Annotated in this window: 19 protein-coding genes; 12 read left to right on the forward strand and 7 right to left on the reverse strand. The window is 63.6% G+C overall.

Annotated features, from left to right (window positions below; genetic code table 11):
* The coding region (locus GCT19_RS33780) for an integrase core domain-containing protein (RefSeq protein WP_152854370.1) at positions 1 to 865 on the forward strand (865 nt) is incomplete at its 5' end.
* 110 nt (positions 866 to 975) lie between these two features.
* Here the strand turns inward: GCT19_RS33780 and GCT19_RS33785 are convergent.
* Genes GCT19_RS33785 through GCT19_RS33800 form a run of 4 tightly spaced genes read right to left on the reverse strand, consistent with a single transcriptional unit; the run spans position 976 to position 3,294 of the window.
* On the reverse strand, positions 976 to 1,500 hold the full coding sequence (locus GCT19_RS33785; protein WP_018431510.1) for an RDD family protein: 525 nt from the start codon (positions 1,498 to 1,500) through the stop codon (positions 976 to 978).
* A gap of 21 nt (positions 1,501 to 1,521) precedes the next feature.
* Positions 1,522 to 2,295, reverse strand: a complete 774-nt coding sequence (locus GCT19_RS33790; protein ID WP_018431509.1) for a DUF3106 domain-containing protein — start codon at positions 2,293 to 2,295, stop codon at positions 1,522 to 1,524.
* A 16-nt stretch (positions 2,296 to 2,311) separates the two neighbouring features.
* Positions 2,312 to 2,734 (reverse strand): DUF3619 family protein, encoded by a 423-nt coding sequence (locus GCT19_RS33795; RefSeq protein WP_018431508.1) that lies wholly within the window; start codon positions 2,732 to 2,734, stop codon positions 2,312 to 2,314.
* Positions 2,731 to 3,294, reverse strand: a complete 564-nt coding sequence (locus GCT19_RS33800; protein WP_013088922.1) for an RNA polymerase sigma factor — start codon at positions 3,292 to 3,294, stop codon at positions 2,731 to 2,733. The genes GCT19_RS33795 and GCT19_RS33800 overlap by 4 nt, the downstream gene beginning before the upstream one ends.
* Before the next feature lie 356 nt (positions 3,295 to 3,650).
* Between GCT19_RS33800 and GCT19_RS33805 the strand changes: the two genes are divergently transcribed.
* The 6 genes from GCT19_RS33805 (at position 3,651) to GCT19_RS33830 (ending at position 10,729) form a co-directional block, all read left to right on the forward strand.
* Positions 3,651 to 5,414 carry an acetolactate synthase 3 catalytic subunit gene (locus tag GCT19_RS33805; RefSeq protein ID WP_013088923.1) on the forward strand — a complete coding sequence of 588 codons (1,764 nt, stop codon included), beginning with the start codon at positions 3,651 to 3,653 and terminating at the stop codon, positions 5,412 to 5,414.
* A gap of 124 nt (positions 5,415 to 5,538) precedes the next feature.
* The gene (gene ilvN / locus GCT19_RS33810) at positions 5,539 to 6,030 is read left to right on the forward strand and encodes an acetolactate synthase small subunit (RefSeq protein WP_008920618.1); all 492 of its coding nucleotides are present in this window, start codon (positions 5,539 to 5,541) and stop codon (positions 6,028 to 6,030) included.
* Positions 6,031 to 6,134: 104 nt separating this feature from the next.
* Positions 6,135 to 7,151, forward strand: coding sequence for a ketol-acid reductoisomerase (gene ilvC / locus GCT19_RS33815; RefSeq protein WP_008920617.1), 1,017 nt, complete (start codon positions 6,135 to 6,137; stop codon positions 7,149 to 7,151).
* Between the two features lie 132 nt (positions 7,152 to 7,283).
* A complete protein-coding gene (locus GCT19_RS33820) occupies positions 7,284 to 7,922 on the forward strand; it encodes a phosphatidylserine decarboxylase (RefSeq protein WP_013088924.1) in 639 nt (212 codons plus the stop codon).
* A gap of 24 nt (positions 7,923 to 7,946) precedes the next feature.
* On the forward strand, positions 7,947 to 8,816 hold the full coding sequence (gene pssA / locus GCT19_RS33825; protein ID WP_013088925.1) for a CDP-diacylglycerol--serine O-phosphatidyltransferase: 870 nt from the start codon (positions 7,947 to 7,949) through the stop codon (positions 8,814 to 8,816).
* Between the two features lie 365 nt (positions 8,817 to 9,181).
* Positions 9,182 to 10,729 carry a 2-isopropylmalate synthase gene (locus GCT19_RS33830; RefSeq protein WP_152854371.1) on the forward strand — a complete coding sequence of 516 codons (1,548 nt, stop codon included), beginning with the start codon at positions 9,182 to 9,184 and terminating at the stop codon, positions 10,727 to 10,729.
* A 123-nt stretch (positions 10,730 to 10,852) separates the two neighbouring features.
* Here the strand turns inward: GCT19_RS33830 and GCT19_RS33835 are convergent, their stop codons facing one another.
* The 3 genes from GCT19_RS33835 to GCT19_RS33845 all read right to left on the reverse strand — a co-directional run bounded on the left by GCT19_RS33835 (position 10,853) and on the right by GCT19_RS33845 (position 13,942).
* On the reverse strand, positions 10,853 to 12,415 hold the full coding sequence (locus tag GCT19_RS33835; RefSeq protein ID WP_152854372.1) for a SulP family inorganic anion transporter: 1,563 nt from the start codon (positions 12,413 to 12,415) through the stop codon (positions 10,853 to 10,855).
* 109 nt (positions 12,416 to 12,524) lie between these two features.
* Positions 12,525 to 13,160 carry a carbonic anhydrase gene (locus GCT19_RS33840; protein ID WP_152854373.1) on the reverse strand — a complete coding sequence of 212 codons (636 nt, stop codon included), beginning with the start codon at positions 13,158 to 13,160 and terminating at the stop codon, positions 12,525 to 12,527.
* Positions 13,161 to 13,390: 230 nt separating this feature from the next.
* Entirely contained in the window at positions 13,391 to 13,942 is a 552-nt protein-coding gene (locus tag GCT19_RS33845; RefSeq protein WP_013088929.1) for a hypothetical protein, read from the reverse strand.
* Between the two features lie 186 nt (positions 13,943 to 14,128).
* On the opposite strand from GCT19_RS33845, the gene GCT19_RS33850 reads away from it, so the two are divergent.
* The 5 genes from GCT19_RS33850 (at position 14,129) to tpiA (ending at position 20,425) form a co-directional block, all read left to right on the forward strand.
* The gene (locus GCT19_RS33850; RefSeq protein ID WP_152854374.1) at positions 14,129 to 15,436 is read left to right on the forward strand and encodes a branched-chain amino acid ABC transporter substrate-binding protein; all 1,308 of its coding nucleotides are present in this window, start codon (positions 14,129 to 14,131) and stop codon (positions 15,434 to 15,436) included.
* A 194-nt stretch (positions 15,437 to 15,630) separates the two neighbouring features.
* Positions 15,631 to 15,903, forward strand: a complete 273-nt coding sequence (gene rpsO, locus GCT19_RS33855; RefSeq protein ID WP_008920609.1) for a 30S ribosomal protein S15 — start codon at positions 15,631 to 15,633, stop codon at positions 15,901 to 15,903.
* A gap of 344 nt (positions 15,904 to 16,247) precedes the next feature.
* Entirely contained in the window at positions 16,248 to 18,383 is a 2,136-nt protein-coding gene (pnp, locus tag GCT19_RS33860) for a polyribonucleotide nucleotidyltransferase (protein ID WP_013088931.1), read from the forward strand.
* Positions 18,384 to 18,533: 150 nt separating this feature from the next.
* Entirely contained in the window at positions 18,534 to 19,550 is a 1,017-nt protein-coding gene (locus GCT19_RS33865; protein ID WP_152854375.1) for an NAD(P)H-quinone oxidoreductase, read from the forward strand.
* 98 nt (positions 19,551 to 19,648) lie between these two features.
* Complete coding sequence (gene tpiA, locus GCT19_RS33870) at positions 19,649 to 20,425, forward strand: triose-phosphate isomerase (RefSeq protein ID WP_152854376.1); 777 nt, start codon at positions 19,649 to 19,651, stop codon at positions 20,423 to 20,425.
* Positions 20,426 to 20,454: the final 29 nt, after the last annotated feature.

Below are 20,454 nucleotides of genomic sequence, written 5' to 3' on the forward strand. Positions count from 1 at the left end.
CAGCCGGCGCCTGCGCGACCAGGGTCATATGGACGTGCCCGCCCCTAGCACGGTGACGGGCATCCTGCATCGCCACGGCCTGATCGAGGACGCGGCATCCGCGGCCGCGACACCCTGGCAGCGCTTCGAGCATGCGCAGCCCAACGAACTCTGGCAGATGGATTTCAAGGGGTGGTTCGCGCTGCAGGACGGACGACGCTGTTCGCCATTGACCGTGCTCGATGACCATTCGCGCTACAACCTGGCACTCGATGCCTGCGGCTGCACTGACAGCCGCACCGTGCAGCAGCATCTGGAGCGCACGTTCCGTCGCTACGGGTTGCCGCTGCGCATCAACGCGGACAACGGCTCGCCGTGGGGCAGCCCCAGCCAGCCGGGGCAGTTGAGCGAGCTGGCCATCTGGCTCATCCGGCTGGGTGTGCGGCTCTCCCACAGTCGCGTGGCCCATCCGCAGACCAATGGCAAGGAGGAGCGGTTTCACCGCACCCTGAAGGCCGAGGTAATCAACGGACGTCACTTCAGCGATCTGCCAGACGCGCAGCAGGCGTTCGACACATGGCGCATGGTGTACAACCATCAACGCCCGCATCAGGCGCTGGGTATGGCGACGCCTGTTACGCGCTACCGGCCCAGTGTGCGGACCTACCCGGAGACCCTGCCGCCGATCGAATATGGCGAGAACGACGTCGTGCAGCGCGTGCGATGGAACGGGGAGCTACGCTTCAGAACGCGGCGCTTCAAGGTGTCGAATGCGCTGCAGAACCTGCCCGTGGCCATCCGTGAGCGAGCGGGTCAGGAGAACTGCTACGACCTGTTCTTTGCGCATCATCACCTTGGAACCATCAACCTGGACTGCCCCAAATGAGCGGATCATGTGTTACCCATGTCCCCGCACACCTGTTACCCATGTCTGCGGTCCATACAGACAAAAAAGGCCTCACCCCGCCCAAGGGCGCAACCCATTCAGCACGCGCGCTAGCGCACAACCTGGACCACCCGCGTCCCCGCGAGCCGATCATGCAAAAACTGCCGCTGCGGATCGAACCGCCCGCTTGCGGCCCACACAACGAACCAGACGCCCGCAACAACAAGCGTCTGCGGCACCCGCAACCCAAGAAGCGGATGCACCGCCAACGGCGGCAAAAACCACAACCAGGCGAGCAAATACCGCCCAATCGCCCGTCCAATGGAAACCGGCGCGCCATCAGCGCCAACGACCCGTAACCGCCAGGTCTTCATCGGCAGCGTCTGTCCACCATGCGTCCAGAACCAGACGAAATACACACCAACGACGAAGCCAATCCAGCCGGCGAGCAGGTTGTGATGCGCGAGCCCGTTACGCTGCTGCGTCAGCGTGCTGAACAGATAGCCGGCGAGAAACACGACGCCGAACAGAATGACCGCTTCATAGAGCAGCGCCGCCAGCCGTCGCCGGACGGTGGGCGCCGTGAGGCCGGGCGCGGCGGCGCGCAGGGTGGGAGTGACGAGCGGCTGGGACACGTAATGGGCTCCGGATCGGAATCAGGAGCCGTGGAAGATCGCCGGCGCTTCGGCCGGCGACACCGGCACCGGCGTCGCCGGCACGAAGCTGCCCGCCGCCGGAATCGCGGGCGTGGCCGGCAGCGATGCCCCGGCCGGTGCGGAGGCGGCCGGCGCGGCGCTCGCCGCTGCGGCAGCGCTGGCGCCCGAGCCGTGCTCGCGCGCGTTCACGAACCGGTCGATGCCCTTGATCTCGCTGCGAGCCGACGGCGGCGCGCTGACGATGCTGGGGCGACGCTTGCGCTCACTGGCGGCGAGCCGCTCCTTCGCTTCTTCGGGCAGTTGTTGGTACGCCTTCCACGCGTTCTGGCGCGCTTCGCGCGGCAATTCCTTCGAAACCTGGTAGTTCTCGCGCGCGACGCGGCGCTGATCGGGCGTCATGCGCACCCATTCGCTCATGCGCTCATGCAGACGCTTTTGCGCATCCGGCGACATCTTTGCGTATCGCGACGCGATCTTGATCCACTTCCGCTTACGCTCATCGCTAAACGAATCCCACTGCGATGCGAAGGGCGCGAGCGCGACGCGCTCGGCGGCGCTCAGACGTGACCACGCGAGCGGGCTGTTACTGCCCGGCAGGCCGGGCAAGTCGACGGAAAGAGCGGGGGCGGGCGCGGACGCGGCGACGTTGACGCCGGGCGACGGGTGCCCCGCCGGGGACGGGCTCGGATGAAAGCGCGGATAGGTCGCGACGAACGACACCAGAGCCGCGATCGTGCATCCGAAAACAACGGCCAGGCCGCGCTTGTAACTCACCCGAGGAATCTCCCGCTCAGTGGGCGCGTGAAAGATACGCGTTGAAGCCGTGGTCGAGATAGGCATTGAGCGGCAGGTCGTCGCTAAGCATGGCGGCATCGATATCGGCGAGTTCGGCGGTGCGCTGGTGGTCTTCCCAGTACGCGATGCCAATCAGGCTCACCACCAGCGCGGCGAGCGGCCACGCGAGCGCGAAGCGGCGCAGCGACCAGCGGCGGCGCGGCTCGAAGCTTCCCTGCGGCAGCCCGGCCGGCATGCCGGCGAACGCAGGCACGAACACCGGCGCGCTGACGGCTTCGGGCTTTTTGCGCGCCAACGCGGCGCGCCGCGCGGCGGCGAGCCGGTCGACGGTGGCGGCCGGGAGGCTGGCAGTGTTTTCGTCGAGCGCGCGGCGCAGTTGACGCGCGAACTCGAGTTCTGTGTTTTCGAGGGAGCTCATAGCGTGATTCCTTTCGCCTTGAGCGCTTGCGCCAGCGTGTGGGTGGCCCGGGAGCAGTGCGTTTTCACACTGCCTTCGGAGCAGCCCATTGCGGCGGCAGTCTCGGCGACATCCATATCCTCCCAATAACGCATGAGAAACGCCTCCCGTTGACGTGCCGGCAATTTCTGGATCTCGTCGTCGATCAACTGCAGGACCTGCTCGCGTTCGAGCTTCTGCTCGTTGCTTTCGGCGCCAGCCGAACCAGCCTCGGCCTCGAAGGTTTCCAGCGGATCGAATTCGTCGTCGTCGGAATTGCCGAGCGACGAGAACAAACTAACCCAAGTGTTGCGTACTTTGGCACGACGGAAATAGTCGTGTGTCGCATTCTGCAGAATACGCTGAAACAGCAGTGGTAGCTCGGCCGCCGGGCGGTCGCCGTATTTCTCGGCGAGCTTGATCATCGCGTCCTGCACGATGTCGAGGGACGCATCGTCGTCCCGCACGGCGTAGACCGTCTGCTTGAACGCGCGCCTTTCGACGCCCGCCAGAAAATCGGCGAGTTCCTTGTCTGATGCCATCCGTGTGGGGTCGGCGCAGCAAGCGTGCGCGTAATCGGTCGAAAAATGTCGTAAAACCCGCGGATGCTAACAAATTTTTGCTCAGATCGGGGTGAAACCTGCCGAACCTTGCATTTGCATAACAATCGACATTCCGTCCGATCGCGCGCTCCTACGCGCGTGCTAATGGCAATATTTTCTTGACCGCGAGCGCGTCTACAGCTATCGTCGCTGGTTCGCAACATAAGTGAGTTGTCTCAATTGAGGTGTGGCCCAAGAAGCCCGCCTGTCAACTGGACGCGCCGCTTGAACCCGAGCCACAAGCCCGGCAGAGAGCACCCGATCAATTTTTTGCCGAAAATTCGAAAGGTGAATCAATGAATATGCCCAGCGCGGAATTCTCCACGTCGGATACGACCCCCCCTCACGAAGCAGACTCTATCGGCGCCACCGTGCTCATGAAGGCACTGGCCGACGAAGACGTCGAATTCATCTGGGGCTATCCCGGCGGCTCGGTACTCTACATTTACGACGAGTTGTACAAGCAGGACAAATTCCAGCACGTGCTCGTGCGTCACGAGCAGGCGGCCGTCCATGCTGCCGACGCCTACGCGCGTTCCACCGGTAAGGTCGGCGTGTGTCTCGTGACCTCCGGCCCGGGCGTCACCAATGCGGTGACCGGCATCGCAACCGCCTATATGGATTCGATCCCGATGGTCGTGATCAGCGGCCAGGTGCCGACTGCCGCGATCGGTCAGGACGCATTCCAGGAGTGCGACACGGTCGGCATCACGCGTCCCTGCGTAAAGCACAACTTCCTCGTGAAGGACGTGCGCGATCTCGCCGCCACCGTCAAGAAGGCTTTCTACATCGCCCGTACCGGCCGTCCGGGCCCGGTGCTGATCGACATTCCGAAGGACGTGTCGAAGGCGCCGTGCCAATACGAGCCGATCAAGAGCGTGTCGCTGCGCTCGTACAATCCGGTCACGAAGGGCCACTCCGGTCAGATCCGCAAGGCGGTGTCGCTGCTGTTGTCGGCGAAGCGTCCGTATATCTACACCGGCGGCGGCATCGTGCTCGCGGATGCGTCGCGTGAGCTGAACCAGTTTGCCGATCTGCTCGGCTATCCGGTCACCAATACGTTGATGGGCCTGGGCGGCTACCGCTCGAGCGACAAAAAATTCCTCGGCATGCTCGGCATGCACGGTACGTACGAAGCCAACATGGCGATGCAGCACTGCGACGTGCTGATCGCCATCGGCGCGCGCTTCGACGACCGCGTGATCGGCGATCCGAATCACTTCGCGTCGCGGCCGCGCAAGATCATCCATATCGACATCGATCCTTCTTCCATTTCCAAGCGCGTCAAGGTCGACATTCCGATCGTCGGCGACGTGAAGGAAGTGCTGAAGGAACTGATCGAGCAGTTGCAGACGGCCGAGCATGGCCCCGACACCGCGGCGCTCGCCGACTGGTGGAAGGACATCGAAGGCTGGCGCGCGAAAGACTGCCTGAAGTTCGACCGCAAGAGCGACATCATCAAGCCGCAGTACGTGGTCGAAAAGGCTTGGGAGCTGACCGACGGCAACGCGTTCGTGTGCTCCGACGTCGGCCAGCACCAGATGTGGGCCGCGCAGTTCTACAAGTTCAACAAGCCGCGTCACTGGATCAACTCCGGTGGCCTCGGCACGATGGGCTTCGGCTTGCCGGCCGCGATGGGCGTGAAAATGGCCCATCCGGACGACGACGTGCTGTGCATCACGGGCGAAGGCTCGATCCAGATGTGCATTCAGGAACTGTCGACCTGCAAGCAGTACGACCTGCCGATCAAGATAATTTCGCTGAATAACCGCTATCTGGGCATGGTGCGCCAGTGGCAGCAGATCGAATACAGCAAGCGCTATTCGCATTCGTACATGGATGCGCTGCCGGACTTCGTGAAGCTCGCCGAAGCGTACGGTCACGTGGGCATGCGCATCGAGCGCACGGCCGATGTGGAACCGGCGCTGAAAGAAGCGTTGCGCCTGAAGGATCGCACGGTGTTTCTCGACTTCCAGACCGACCCGACCGAAAACGTCTGGCCGATGGTTCAGGCCGGCAAGGGCATCACCGAGATGCTCATGGGTTCGGAAGATCTTTAACGACGGGGCGTTTGGTTAAATCCAGCGCCGGCTTCGTGATGCGCGCCTTCACAAAAGGCGAAAGCAGACGAAGCGGCGCCGCTCCGCTCGCAGACATCGACACTACATCTGGAAGAAGCGAAACATGAGACACATCATTTCCGTCCTGCTGGAAAACGAACCGGGCGCGCTGTCGCGCGTGGTGGGTCTGTTCTCGGCACGCGGCTACAACATTGAAACCTTGACGGTGGCTCCGACCGAAGATCGTTCGCTGTCGCGCATGACCATCGTCTCCGTTGGCTCCGACGACGTGATCGAACAGATCACGAAGCATCTGAACCGCCTGATCGAGGTGGTGAAAGTGGTCGACCTTACCGAGGGCGCCCACATCGAACGCGAGCTGATGCTGATCAAGGTGAGGGCGGTCGGCAAGGAACGTGAGGAGATGAAGCGGATGTCGGACATTTTCCGCGGCCGCATCATCGACGTCACCGAAAAGACCTACACGATCGAACTGACGGGGGCGAGCGACAAGCTCGACGCCTTCATCGAGGGGCTCGACTCCACGGCGATTCTCGAGACGGTCCGCACGGGCAGCTCGGGCATCGGTCGCGGCGAGCGCATTCTGAAGGTCTGACGTCCCGATCGAAAGGCCGGGCAACGCGGCACCGCCCGGCTGAAATAACAACATTCGCAGTAACTGAATTTCTCTGAATCATCGAATCTAGCCAAGGAACCGACATGAAAGTTTTCTACGACAAGGACGCCGATCTCTCCCTCATCAAGGGCAAGCAGGTCACCATCATCGGCTATGGCTCGCAAGGCCATGCGCACGCGCTGAACCTGAAGGAAAGCGGCGTGAACATCACGGTCGGTCTGCGCAAGGGCGGCGCATCGTGGAGCAAGGCTGAAAACGCCGGCCTGCAAGTCAAGGAAGTCGCGGAAGCGGTGAAGGGCGCGGACGTCGTGATGATGCTGCTGCCGGACGAGCAGATCGCCGACGTGTACGCGAAGGAAGTTCACGCGAACATCAAGCAGGGCGCAGCGCTCGCGTTCGCGCACGGCTTCAACGTGCACTACGGCCAGGTGATCCCGCGTGCCGACCTCGACGTGATCATGATCGCGCCGAAGGCACCGGGCCACACGGTTCGCGGCACCTATTCGCAAGGTGGCGGCGTGCCGCACCTGATCGCGGTTGCGCAAGACAAATCGGGCGCGGCGCGCGACATCGCTTTGTCGTACGCAGCGGCTAACGGCGGCGGCCGTGCCGGCATCATCGAAACGAACTTCCGCGAAGAAACCGAAACCGACCTGTTCGGCGAGCAGGCCGTGCTGTGCGGCGGTACAGTCGACCTGATCAAGGCTGGCTTCGAAACGCTGGTCGAAGCGGGCTACGCGCCGGAAATGGCGTACTTCGAGTGCCTGCACGAACTGAAGCTGATCGTCGACCTGATCTACGAAGGCGGCATCGCGAACATGAACTACTCGATCTCGAACAACGCCGAGTACGGCGAGTACGTGACGGGTCCGCGCATCGTGACCGCTGAAACGAAGAAGGCGATGAAGGCCGTGCTGACCGACATCCAGACTGGCGAATACGCGAAGAGCTTCATCATCGAAAACAAGGCTGGCGCACCGACGCTGCAATCGCGTCGCCGTCTGACGGCCGAGCACCAGATCGAGCAGGTTGGCTCGAAGCTGCGCGCGATGATGCCGTGGATCGCGAAGAACAAGCTCGTCGACCAGTCGAAGAACTAAGCGTCTCGACGTAACGAGGTCCGGCGCGGCGCTTGGGCGCGGCGGCCGGACCAGTCAAAAAGCCGTCCAAGGGTGCTGAACCCTGGGCGGCTTTTGCTATCCTACGGTTTTACAAAAACACAGAAGCCATCCATGAATTACCCTCATCCGATCATCGCGCGAGAAGGCTGGCCGTTCATCGCCATCGCGGCCGTCGTTGCACTACTGGTTCACGCCTTCGCGGGGTTCGGCTTTGCGTGGCTCTTCTGGCTGATCCTGATCTTCGTCGTGCAGTTCTTCCGCGACCCGGCGCGTCCGATTCCGACGCAGGCCAACGCGGTGCTGTGTCCCGCCGACGGTCGCATCGTCGCGGTAGAAACCGCCCATGACCCTTATGCGAATCGCGAAGCGCTGAAGATCAGCGTCTTCATGAACGTGTTCAACGTGCACTCGCAGCGCTCGCCGGTCGACGGCGCAATCTCGAAGGTCGAATACTTTCCTGGCGCGTATCTGAACGCCGCGGTCGATAAAGCCTCGCTCGAAAACGAACGCAACGCGATCGTGATCGAAATGGCCGGCGGCCAGACGGTTACCTCGGTGCAGATCGCCGGGTTGATCGCACGACGCATTCTTTGCTATGTCCGTGCCGGCGAGCCGCTGACCCGCGGCCAGCGTTACGGATTCATCCGCTTCGGTTCGCGCGTCGACGTGTATCTGCCGGTGGGCAGCCGTCCGCGCGTATCGATCGGCGAGAAGGTGTCGGCGTCGTCCACGATCCTCGCCGAGCTGTAAAGCGGCATACAGGAGGTTGTCCGAATGGCCGCATTCAAACCGCGTCGACCTCGCAGCAGCGGACCGCTGCCGCGTCCGTTTCGCCGCAACAAACCGGTGGTCACGGAGTCGCCGGCTGCCGACAGCCGGCGCGCGCAGCGTCAGCAGTTCCTCAGGAAACGCGGCATCTACCTGCTGCCGAACGCGTTCACCACGGCCGCGCTCTTCTGCGGTTTCTTCGCCGTCGTGCAGGCGATGAACGTGCGCTTCGAGATCGCGGCGATCGCGATCTTCGTCGCGATGGTGCTCGATGGCATGGACGGCCGCGTCGCGCGCATGACGCATACGCAAAGCGCGTTCGGCGAGCAGTTCGACAGCCTGTCGGACATGGTGTCGTTCGGTGTTGCGCCCGCGCTCGTGATGTACGAGTGGATACTGAAAGACCTCGGCCGGTGGGGCTGGCTCGCGGCGTTCGTCTATTGCTCGGGCGCGGCGCTGCGGCTCGCGCGCTTCAATACGAACATCGGCGTGGTCGACAAGCGTTTTTTCCAGGGCATGCCGAGCCCGGCCGCGGCGGCGCTGATCGCGGGTTTCGTGTGGCTCGCCACCGACAACCGCGTGCCGCTGAAGCTCGTCTGGCTGCCGTGGGTCGCCTTCGTACTGACCATCTATGCGGGCGTGACGATGGTGTCGAACGCACCGTTCTATAGCGGCAAGGCGCTCGACGTGCGGCATCGCGTGCCGTTCGGCGTGATCCTGCTGGTGGTGGTCGCGTTCGTGCTCGTGTCGTCCGACCCGCCGCTGATGCTGTTCGGTCTGTTCGTGCTGTATGGTCTGTCGGGATACGTGTTCTGGGCGTACCAGGCGATACGCGGCCGGGCCAATCCGGCGCGTTCGATGTCGCACGACCGGTGACGAGTTGAACTTCGCTGCATCGCAGCGACAGACGAAAAACGGCAGCCTGAGCGCTGCCGTTTTTCGTTGGCTGATGCCGTGACGAGCCCGCTTCGAACCGCGCCGCAGGCCGCCTCGGCGTGCATTGCGCGGTGGCTGGAATGCCGCTATAGTCGTCGGATCAGTGCGTTGGCGTGGCCGATTTTGCCGGGTCGGCGACACCGCTCGCTGCGCCGCGTCATCATGCGTCTTTCACGCCCTTATGCGCATTTGCGTTCCGCCCGCACCGGCCGCGATCATCGCGATCGGCCTACCTTGCCGGCGGCGCCCATCGTCCTATTCCAAAACCAAGTTCCACATCTGAACGACTCCCGAGGAGGCCCGACATGTCCGACAAACTGATCATTTTCGACACCACGCTGCGTGACGGCGAGCAATCGCCCGGCGCGTCGATGACGAAGGAAGAGAAGATCCGCATCGCCAAGCAACTCGAGCGGATGAAAGTCGACGTGATCGAAGCGGGCTTCGCGGCCAGCTCGAACGGCGACTTCGACGCGATCCATACGATCGCCGGTCTGGTGAAGGACAGCACGATCTGCTCGCTTGCGCGCGCGAACGACAAGGACATTCAGAAGGCCGCGGATGCGTTAAAACCGGCCGGTCACTTCCGCATCCACACGTTCATCGCGACGTCGCCGCTGCACATGGAAAAGAAGCTGCGCATGACGCCCGAGCAGGTATTCGAGCAGGCCAAGCTCGCGGTGCGGTTCGCGCGCAAGTTCACCGACGACGTCGAATTCTCGCCGGAGGATGGCAGCCGCTCGGATATGGATTTCCTGTGCCGCGTGCTCGAAGCGGTGATCGCCGAAGGCGCGACCACGATCAACATCGCGGACACGGTCGGCTACGGTGTGCCGGAGCTCTATGGCCAGCTCGTGAAGACGCTGCGCGAGCGCATTCCGAACTCGCATAAGGCGGTGTTCTCCGTGCATTGCCACAACGACCTCGGCATGGCGGTTGCGAATTCGCTCGCCGGCGTGCAGATCGGCGGCGCGCGCCAGGTCGAATGCACGATCAACGGTCTCGGCGAGCGCGCGGGCAATACGTCGCTCGAAGAAATCGTGATGGCGGTGAAGACCCGCAAGGATTACTTCGGACTCGAGGTCGGCCTCGATACGACGCAGATCGTGCCGGCCTCCAAGCTCGTGTCGCAGATCACCGGCTTCGTGGTGCAGCCGAACAAGGCCGTGGTCGGCGCGAACGCATTCGCGCATGCGTCGGGCATCCATCAGGATGGCGTGCTGAAGGCGCGCGACACCTACGAAATCATGCGTGCGGAAGACGTGGGTTGGACCGCGAACAAGATCGTGCTCGGCAAGCTGTCCGGCCGCAATGCGTTCAAACAGCGTCTGCAGGAGCTCGGCATCGCGCTCGCCAGCGAAGCCGAACTGAACACCGCGTTCGCCCGCTTCAAGGAACTCGCCGATCGCAAGGCGGAGATATTCGACGAAGACATCATCGCGATCGTCAACGAGGAATCGGCCGAAGCGCACGAAAAGGAGCACTACAAATTCCTGTCGATGTCGCAGCATTCGGAAACCGGCGAGCAGCCGCACGCGAAGGTGGTGTTCTCGGTAGAGGGTAAAGAGATCACCGGCGAAGCGCGCGGCAACGGCCCGGTCGACGCCACGCTGAACGCGATCGAAACGGAAGTGGGCAGCGGCTCCGAACTGCTGCTGTACTCGGTCAACGCGATCACGACCGGCACGCAGGCGCAGGGTGAAGTGACCGTGCGGTTGTCGAAGAGCGGACGCATCGTCAACGGCACCGGCACCGATCCGGATATCGTCGCGGCGTCCGCGAAGGCGTATTTCTCGGCACTCAACAAACTCTATTCGAATGCGGACAAGTTGAATCCGCAGCGCTCGGAGTAACGCGAACATGGCGCGCGATAGCGCGCAATCTCGACGTGAATCGAAGCAGAAGCCCCGCGATGCCTGGCATCCGGGGCTTTTTTCGCAGTCATCGCACGGGCGCGATGACCCGATTCGCGGGGACTACTCCGCCGTCGTGCGCCGCAGCGACCAGCCGCTCGTTGCGCGCGCCTGCTCGCGGACCTGATATCTGACGTCGACGGTGATCCCGCGGCGGGGCGCATCCGCGACGAATGCGTCCAGCAGTTCGCGCACATCGTGATCGACGAAATCGGCGCGTGTCGTGTCGACGATGACGGTGGCGCCATCCGGAATTTGCTGCAGATAGTGCTTGAGCGGCACCTTGCCGAGAAACGACACGTCCTTGCGAAACGACAGCAGGTAGTGATCGCCATGCTGAGCGAGCACGATCGGGCCGCGCAGGTTCGCGTACAGCGCGAACAGCATGCTGCACAGAATGCCGAGCACGATACCGATCAGCAGATCGGTGACGAGCACACCGACGACCGTGACGATAAACGGTGCGAACGGCGCGAATCCCTGCCGCGCGAGCCCGGCGAACAACGATGGCTTGGCGAGTTTGAAACCGGTGAAGATCAGGATCGCGGCAAGGCAGGCGAGCGGGATCAGATTGATCACGCTCGTGAGCGCGAACACGCTGACGAGAAGCAACACGCCATGAACGATCGCCGAGAGCCGGCTTTTTGCGCCGGCATGCACGTTCGCGGAGCTACGCACGATCACCGCGGTGATCGGCAGGCCGCCGATCGCACCCGCGATCAGATTGCCCACGCCCTGCGCCTTCAATTCGCGATCGGGCGGTGCGCGGCGGCGTTCCGGATCGATCTGTTCGACCGCTTCGAGGCTCAGCAGCGTTTCGAGACTTGCGAGGATGGCGATCGTCATGGCAACGCGCCATATGTCGGGATTGAAGAGCTGGGCGAACCGCGGTCCGAAGTCTGCCGACGCAAGCACGGCCTGCAGTGCCGCGAACGATTCGAGCGACGGTAACGCGACCCGCCGTTCGGCGGGCGGTGCCAGCGATGGCGCGACGAGATCGAGCGCGAGCGTCGCGCCGATGCCGAGCAGCACCACCGCGAGCGGTGCCGGCATGATGCGCACGACAGCGAAGCGGCGCAGCGCGCGGGTTTCCCAGCCGGCGAGGATCGCGAGCGACAGCAGCGCGATCAGCACGGCGGTCGGCGAGATTAGGCCGAGCGGCGTTGTGACCGCCGCCGCCGGGTGGGCGGAGTGAGCGGTGCCGGACAGCCCCAGCGCAACGGGAAACTGCTTGAGGATCAACAGCAGGCCGATGGCCGCGAGCATCCCCTTGATCACCGGTGACGGCACGTAGGCGGCGAACCGGCCGGCTTTGAGCATGCCGAAGCCGAACTGGATGACGCCCGACAGCAGCACGGCCAGCAGAAAAGCGGAAAAGCCGCCAAGCCGCGCGATGCCGTCGACGACGATCACGACGAGGCCCGCGGCCGGGCCGCTCACGCTCAGACGCGAGCCGCTCAGCGCGGCAACCACGAGCCCGCCAATGATGCCGGACACCAGCCCGGCAAACGGGTCGACGCCCGATGCGTGAGCAATGCCGAGACAAAGCGGCAGGGCCACGAGAAAAACGGCCGTTCCGGCGAGCACGTCACGCTGAAGCGCGGAGAAGGAGGTTTGAGTATCCATGGGGTCCAGAAGCGAGAGATGGGGCGGCGGGCGACGAACAGCTGTGACTCGATGACGATTGCGCTGTCGGCTCCGTCCGCGGTTCGAATGGGGCGCGCGACGCGCTTCGCTAGGCCGCGCTGTGCGCGGCGGTCGTGCAGGTCATCGCGTCGTCGGCGCTATAGCCGGAGGTGAGCACCTTGATGCGCCCGTCGTCGAGCGCAAAGATCCAGCCGTGCACGAGCGGCGCCGGATCGGCCTCGTGCACGATCGGGCTCGCCCGTAGCTGCCGCACCTGTTCGAGCACATTCAGCTCGGCGAGGCGGTTGACGCGATCCGATTCGGTCGCCGCGCCGCCCAGTTCCGGGCGATGCGTTTTCGCGAGCGCGCAGAGCGGCGCGATACGCCGGTTCACATGTGGCAGCGCGGGGTCGGGCGGCAGCAGCGCGGCGCGCACGCCGCCGCAGCCATAGTGGCCACAGACGATCACATGGCCGACCTTGAGCACTCGCACCGCGTATTCGAGGACGCTGGCGACGTTGTCGTCGCCGGGATCGAACAGATTGGCGATGTTGCGATGGACGAACAGATCGCCGGGCTCGCAATGCGTAATCGTTTCGGCGGGCACGCGGCTATCCGCGCAGCCGATCCACAGAATGTGCGGATTTTGTCCGCGCATGAGGTCGCGAAAGAATGCCGGATTGCGCGTCGCGGTTTCATGGGCCCACGCGACGTTGGCGACCAGCAGGTGTTTGGGTCGGTTCATCGTAGCAACTCCGTAACAGAGGCAATTGACCTGGCACCGGACTGAACCCGCGGCTATGCGGTCGCTCGCGAGCCGGTGCCCGAACGGTGTTTACAATAACCTTTCTTTCGCGCAATGGTTGACGCAAACAGGATAAAATCCTTCTTTATGCTTGTGGAATAAAAAAGCCGCCTATCGAAGGCGGCTTTTTTGAGATAAGTTTCTTCTCTCGAAGATGACGCTCAGCACACTCAGAACAGGCTGCGGCGGTCGGGCTCGTGTAGCGGATCGGGGGTCTTCTGCGTGAGGCGCAAGATGCCCTGGTCGTCGAAGTAGAAGCTGTACAGCATGTACCAGACGTTGTCCTCGAGATACCGATAGGTCCAGACTTCGCGCCTCATCATCGGGAAGTACGACGTTTCGACCGGACGGCCGAAATTCACCAGCACGTCGCTGCGCGTCCATTTGCCGATTTCTGCGCGGTAGAACTCGTTGGGCTGCAACACCTGGCGCATGTTGACGATCTTGCCGGCCGCGTCGATGTCGGCGGCGGTGGTGGTTTCGCCCATCGGTTGGGTCGGCCACATCAGGCGCTTGCCGCCGTCGGGTAGATCATAGGTCTCGCGCGGCGGACCCAGCCGCGCGATCACCGTCGATGCGTCCGCTCCCTGTTGATACTGCTGCCACGGCTGGGCGCAGCCGGCGAGCGCGAGCACGCTCAGGCAAACAAAAGCGGCGCGACGCAGACTCGCGCCGGCAGGGACGGTGATAGGGGCCGCCGTGCGGTGGTGGCGGTTCGACATGTATTCCTCCGATGGCGTTTGAATAGCGGTTCTTATCATCGAGACGCACATTTTGACACGCGCGGCGGTGAAAGAACGGCGCTGCCTGAACGTGCGTCGCCTCCTAAGGGGAACGGATGCGTCGGCTTGCCTATTCCGTGTGCGCCGTCCTATGATCCGCGCTTCGAAGATTGAGGCAGGACGACCATGACCGGGATGTGGCAACGAGCGGCGGCGGTTGCGCTGACGGCGATTTCAATGGCGGTGGTGGCAGTTGGCGTGGCTGAGGCGGCGAGTTCAGGGGCGAATCTGACCGGCAACCCTATGGGCACCCCGATCCGGCTCGCGCTGATCGAAGGCATGTCCGGCCCGTTCGCGAACGCGGGCGCTGCGGTCGAGCGCAATCTGCGCTTCGGTGTCGAGCAGGTCAACGCGCACGGCGGCGTGAAGCTTGCGGACGGCGCCCATCCGTTCGAACTCGTCGTGCTCGACAGCAAAGGCAGCACGGAGGAAGCGCTGACGCAATTGCGCGCAGCCGCGGATCGCCATATCGGCTACATCCTGCAGGGCAACAGCTCAGCGGTCGCCGCGGCGCTCGTCGGCGCGATCGACAAACAGAACGGCCGCGAGCCCAACAACCGCGAACTGTTCCTGAACTACTCGGCCGACGACCCCGCGCTCACCAACGCTACCTGCAGCTTCTGGCACTTTCGCTTCGACGCGCACGCGGGCATGCGGATGGCCGCACTCGCTGAGGTGATCGAGCGCGATAAGACGGTGAAAAAGGTCTACCTGCTGAACCAGGACTACAGCTTCGGGCACGACGTGAGCAGCCTCGCGCGCTCGACGCTCGCGGCGAAGCGCCCCGACATCGCGGTGGTCGGCGACGAATTTCACCCGATTGGCCGCGTGAAGGACTTTGCGCCGTACATCGCGAAGATCCGCTCGAGCGGCGCGGACGCAGTGATCACCGGCAACTGGGGCAACGACCTGACGTTGCTCGTGAAGGCGGCGCGCGAGCAGGGCCTCGACACGAAGTTCTACACGTTCTACGGCAACAGCCTCGGCGCGCCGGCTGCCCTCGGTGACGCGGGCGTGGGTCACGTGATCGCGGTGGCCGAGTGGCATCCGAACGTCGGCGGCGCGGCCTCCGATGCCTGGTACGCGGCGTTCCGCGCGCGCTATCCTGCCGCGCAGGACGACTATCCGGTGCTGCGTATGCCACTGCTGATCGACACACTCGCCGCCGCCATGCACCGCGCCGGCAGCGCCGATCCGACGGCGGTCGCGAGAGCGCTCGAGGGCATCCGTTTCGACAACGGTTTTCACGCTGCGTGGATGCGCGCCGATGACCATCAGCTGATCCAGCCCCTTTACGTAATGCGGATGGACAAAGCCGGCACGCCCGGCGTGCATTTCGATAACGAAGGTTCCGGCTATGGCTTTCGCACGGTGCTGGCGCTGCCAGCCGAGCGCACGATCTTGCCGACGGCCTGTCGGATGCGGCGGCCCTGAGCGACGCGCGATCCGCCTTGCTAGCGCGGGCTTCGCGGCCGAAGTCGGCTGTGCTACAATACGCGTCCCGTTGTTGGGCTGGGTTCTCATTCAGCTAATTCAGCCGCGAACGGGGCTCAGTAAATTGTGAAACGGGTATCCCACGGCACGGCCTTTCTTCCGTGACCGCCTGTCCAGTTATCAAGGAAATTGACATGTCCGCAGTTGAAGCAAGCAAGAAGTCCGAAGTCGTCGCGCAATTCGCACGCGCAGCCAACGACACCGGCTCCCCCGAAGTTCAGGTCGCGCTGCTCACGACCCGTATCAACGAATTGACCTCCCACTTCAAGGAGCACACGAAGGACCACCACAGCCGCCGCGGTCTGCTGCGCATGGTGAGCCGCCGTCGCAAACTGCTCGACTACCTGAAGGGTAAGGACGCGGATCGTTACCGCAGCCTGATCGAGAAGCTGGGTCTGCGTAAGTAATCGGCCAGTCGTTCAGCAAGATGCCTGTGTCAGTTTCGCTGATACAGGCATTTTGTTTTTGCGCGGCGCGCTTCGTGTAACGCGCACCGCCTGTGATTCGCGGCGTATGCCGGTTCGCGCGGCGACAACAGGCAACGCGGTAGCAGTAGCAAACAGTAGTAGAGCAAGCAGTAACGGAAACAAGGCCGGGCTTCAGGGCAGAGTTTTGTGTCATTCCAGCGGTTCGCGCGCACTCGCAGCGCGTGGCTCTCTGGAATGGCATAGCACGACTCTTCCCATGCGGCGCCGGCCCCGGCGTTGCCGCGCCGCTTCCGGTCCGCGCGGCATTACGATGAGGAAAAGCAATGACTATGTTCAACAAGATCGTCAAAGAGTTTAAGTGGGGGCAGCACACCGTTCGCCTCGAAACCGGTGAAATCGCTCGCCAGGCTAGCGGCGCGGTGATCGTCGACGTCGAAGACACCGTGGTGCTCGCCACCGTCGTCGGCGCGAAGACCGCGAAGCCGGGTCAGGACTTCTTCCCCCTCACCGTCGATTACATCGAAAAGACCTACGCCGCCGGCAAGATCCCGGGTGGCTTCTTCCGCCGCGAAGGCCGTCCGTCGGAAGGCGAGACGCTGATCTCGCGCCTGATCGACCGTCCGCTGCGTCCGCTCTTCCCGGAAGGCTTCTACAACGAAGTGCAGGTCGTGATTCACGTGCTGTCGCTGAATCCGGAAATCCCCGCCGACATCCCCGCGCTGATCGGCGCGTCGGCGGCGCTCGCCGTGTCCGGTCTGCCGTTCAACGGTCCGGTCGGCGCGGCACGCGTGGCCTACATCAACAACGAATACGTGCTGAACCCGACGCGTCCGCAGATGAAGGAATCGGCGCTCGACCTCGTCGTCGCCGGCACGGAACGCGCAGTGCTGATGGTCGAATCGGAAGCGCAGCAGTTGAGCGAAGAAGTGATGCTCGGCGCCGTCGTGTTCGGTCATGAGCAGATGCAGACCGCGATCGACGCGATCCACGAACTGGTCCGCGAAGGCGGCAAGCCCGAGTGGGACTGGCAGCCGGCCGCGAAGAACGAAGCGCTGATCGCGCGCGTGGGCGAACTCGCCCAAGCCGATCTGCTCGCCGCTTACCAGATCCGCGACAAGCAGGCTCGCTCGACCAAGCTGAAGGAAGTCTACGCAGCGACCTCGGCGAAGCTCGAAGAAGAAGCGGCGGCAGCCGGTACCGTGGCGGCGGACAAGGCGTCGGTCGGCAACGTGCTGTTCGACATCGAAGCGAAGATCGTCCGTACCCAGATCCTGAATGGCGAGCCGCGTATCGACGGCCGCGACACGCGCACCGTGCGCCCGATCGAAATCCGCACCGGCGTGCTGCCGCGTACCCACGGCTCGGCGCTGTTCACACGCGGCGAGACGCAGGCGCTGGTGGTTGCGACGCTCGGCACGAAGGGCGACGAGCAGAGCATCGACGCGCTCGAAGGCGAGTACCGTGAGCGCTTCATGCTTCACTACAACATGCCTCCGTTCGCGACCGGCGAAACGGGCCGCGTCGGTTCGCCGAAGCGCCGTGAAATCGGTCACGGCCGTCTCGCGAAGCGCGCGCTCGTCGCGTGCCTGCCGAGCGCCGACGAATTCGGCTACTCGATCCGCGTCGTGTCGGAAATCACCGAGTCGAACGGTTCGTCGTCGATGGCATCGGTGTGCGGCGGCTGCCTCGCGCTGATGGACGCCGGCGTGCCGATGAAGGCACACGTCGCCGGTATCGCGATGGGCCTGATTCTCGAAGGCAACCGCTTCGCGGTTCTGACCGACATCCTCGGCGACGAAGATCACCTCGGCGACATGGACTTCAAGGTCGCGGGTACGGAACAAGGCGTGACCGCGCTGCAGATGGACATCAAGATCCAGGGCATCACGAAGGAAATCATGCAGGTCGCGCTCGCGCAGGCGAAGGAAGGCCGCATGCACATCCTCGGCAAGATGACCTCGGCGGTGTCGGGCGCGAACACGCAGCTGTCGGAGTTCGCACCGCGCATGATCACGATCAAGATCAACCCGGAAAAGATCCGCGACGTGATCGGCAAGGGCGGCTCGGTGATCCGTGCGCTGACCGAAGAAACCGGCACGACGATCGACATCTCGGACGACGGCGTCGTCACGATCGCGAGCACGAACAGCGAAGGCATGGCCGAAGCGAAGCGTCGTATCGAAGCGATCACGATGGAAGTCGAAGTGGGCCAGGTGTACGAAGGCACCGTGCTCAAGCTGCTCGACTTCGGCGCGATCGTGAACATCCTGCCGGGTAAGGACGGTCTGCTGCATATCTCCGAGATCGCGAACGAGCGCATCAAGGACATCAACGACTATCTGAAGGATGGCCAGCAGGTGAAGGTCAAGGTCATCCAGACGGACGAGAAGGGTCGTGTGCGTCTGTCGGCCAAGGCATTGCTGAACGACGCGCCGCAAGGCGAACCGACGCCGCAGTAAGGCGGTAACGGACAAACGGCCGGCCGTGTCATGCACGCCGGCCGTTTTTCATGCAGGATGGATTGCGTTGCGTATTCGAATCGCAGCGCGGCGCCACGGCCGAAGGCGGCAACGGGTGGGCAACGCAATCCAATCTTGGAGTTGACGCAGATGAAAGCGATCGAAATCACTGAATTCGGTGCTCCGGAAGTTCTCAAGCTGGCGGAGCGACCGACGCCGCAGCTCAAGACGGGCGAGGTGCTGATCAAGGTGGCGGCATCCGGCATCAATCGTCCGGACGTGTTTCAGCGCAAGGGCGGCTATGCGCCGCCGCCGGGAGCGTCGGATCTGCCGGGCCTGGAGGTGTCGGGCGAGATCGTCGGCGGCACGATCGACGCGAAGAACAACCCGTTCGGTCTGAAGATTGGCGACCGCGTTTGCGCGCTGCTCGCGGGCGGCGGCTATGCGGAGTATGCGGCGGCGCCGCTCCTGCAATGCCTGCCTGTGCCGGCGGGATTGTCGGATGTCGAAGCGGCTTCGCTGCCCGAGACTTTCTTCACGGTGTGGAGCAACGTGTTCAATCGCGCGCAGCTCGGCCAGGGCGAGGGCGGCGCGAACGAAACGCTGCTCGTGCAGGGCGGATCGAGCGGCATCGGCGTGACGGCGATCCAGATTGCGCACGCGCTCGGCTTCCGTGTGTTCGCGACCGCGGGCTCGGACGACAAGTGCCGCGCGTGCGAAGCGCTCGGCGCCGAACGGGCGATCAACTACAAGACTGAAGATTTCGTCGAAGTCATCAAGTCGCTGACCAACGATCGTGGCGTCGACGTGATCCTCGACATGGTGGCGGGCAGCTACGTGCCACGCGAACTGTCGGCGCTCGCCGATGGTGGTCGCATCGTGCTAATTGCGCTGCTTGGCGGCGCGAAGGCGGAGCTGAACCTGAACGAAGTGCTGCGTCGCCGTCTGACGATTACTGGTTCGACCCTGCGGCCGCGGCCGATCGAGTTCAAGGCACAGATCGCCGCGCAATTGAAGGAGCGCGTGTGGCCGCATCTCGAAGCGGGGCGCATCAAGCCGGTCGTGCATCGCGTGTTTCCGGCCGCGCAGGCTGCCGACGCGCATACGTTGATGGAAAGCAGCACCCACGTCGGCAAGATCGTGTTGACGTGGGGTCAGGAGGCTTGACACCATCGGTTTGACCCGATCCACCCCACGCAGTAAAATTGCGCGTTTTTGCGCGCGCCGGAGCAGGTCGGACTGGCAAGACAGGACAATACGAGACGATGTCTAATCAACAACGAGCCAAACTGGTAGTCGGTAACTGGAAGATGCATGGGCGGCTCGCCGCGAACGCCGCGTTGTTGCGGGCAGTGGTGCAGGGCGCCAATGAATTGCCGGCGGATGTGCGCGTTGGTGTCTGCGTGCCGAGCCTCTATCTCGCGCAAACGCAGTCGCTGCTCGAAGGCACCCTGGTCGTGTGGGGCGTGCAGGACGTGTCCGCGTTCACGCATGGCGCCTATACCGGCGAAGTGGCTGCGCCGATGGTGACGGACTTCGGTGCCACGTTTGCGATCGTCGGGCACTCGGAGCGCCGCGCGTATCACCGCGAAAGCTCCGAGCTGGTTGCGGTGAAAGCGCAGCGTGTGCTCGATGCGGGTTTGACGCCGATCGTGTGCGTCGGCGAAACGCTCGAAGAACGCGAAGCTGGTTCGACCGAGCAGGTCGTCGGCGGTCAGCTCGACGAAGTGCTCGCGAAGCTGTCGGCTCAGGAAGCGGCTCGTCTCGTCGTCGCGTATGAGCCGGTATGGGCAATTGGTACCGGCAAGAGCGCATCGGCGGCGCAAGCGCAGGCCGTGCATGCGTTCCTGCGCGCACGTCTCGCGGCGAAGGGTGCGGCGGACGTGCCGTTGCTGTACGGCGGCAGCGTGAAGCCGGACAACGCGGAAGAGCTATTCCGTCAGAACGATATCGATGGCGGCCTGATCGGTGGCGCGTCGTTGAAAGATCAGGATTTCCTGGCGATTTGCAAGGCGGCCGCTGCGACCACTGTGGCGGATTAAGCAGGGCGTCTCGGCGAGGATGACGCTAT

The organism is Paraburkholderia atlantica (assembly GCF_009362785.1).
In the GTDB taxonomy this organism is placed as follows: domain Bacteria; phylum Pseudomonadota; class Gammaproteobacteria; order Burkholderiales; family Burkholderiaceae; genus Paraburkholderia; species Paraburkholderia atlantica.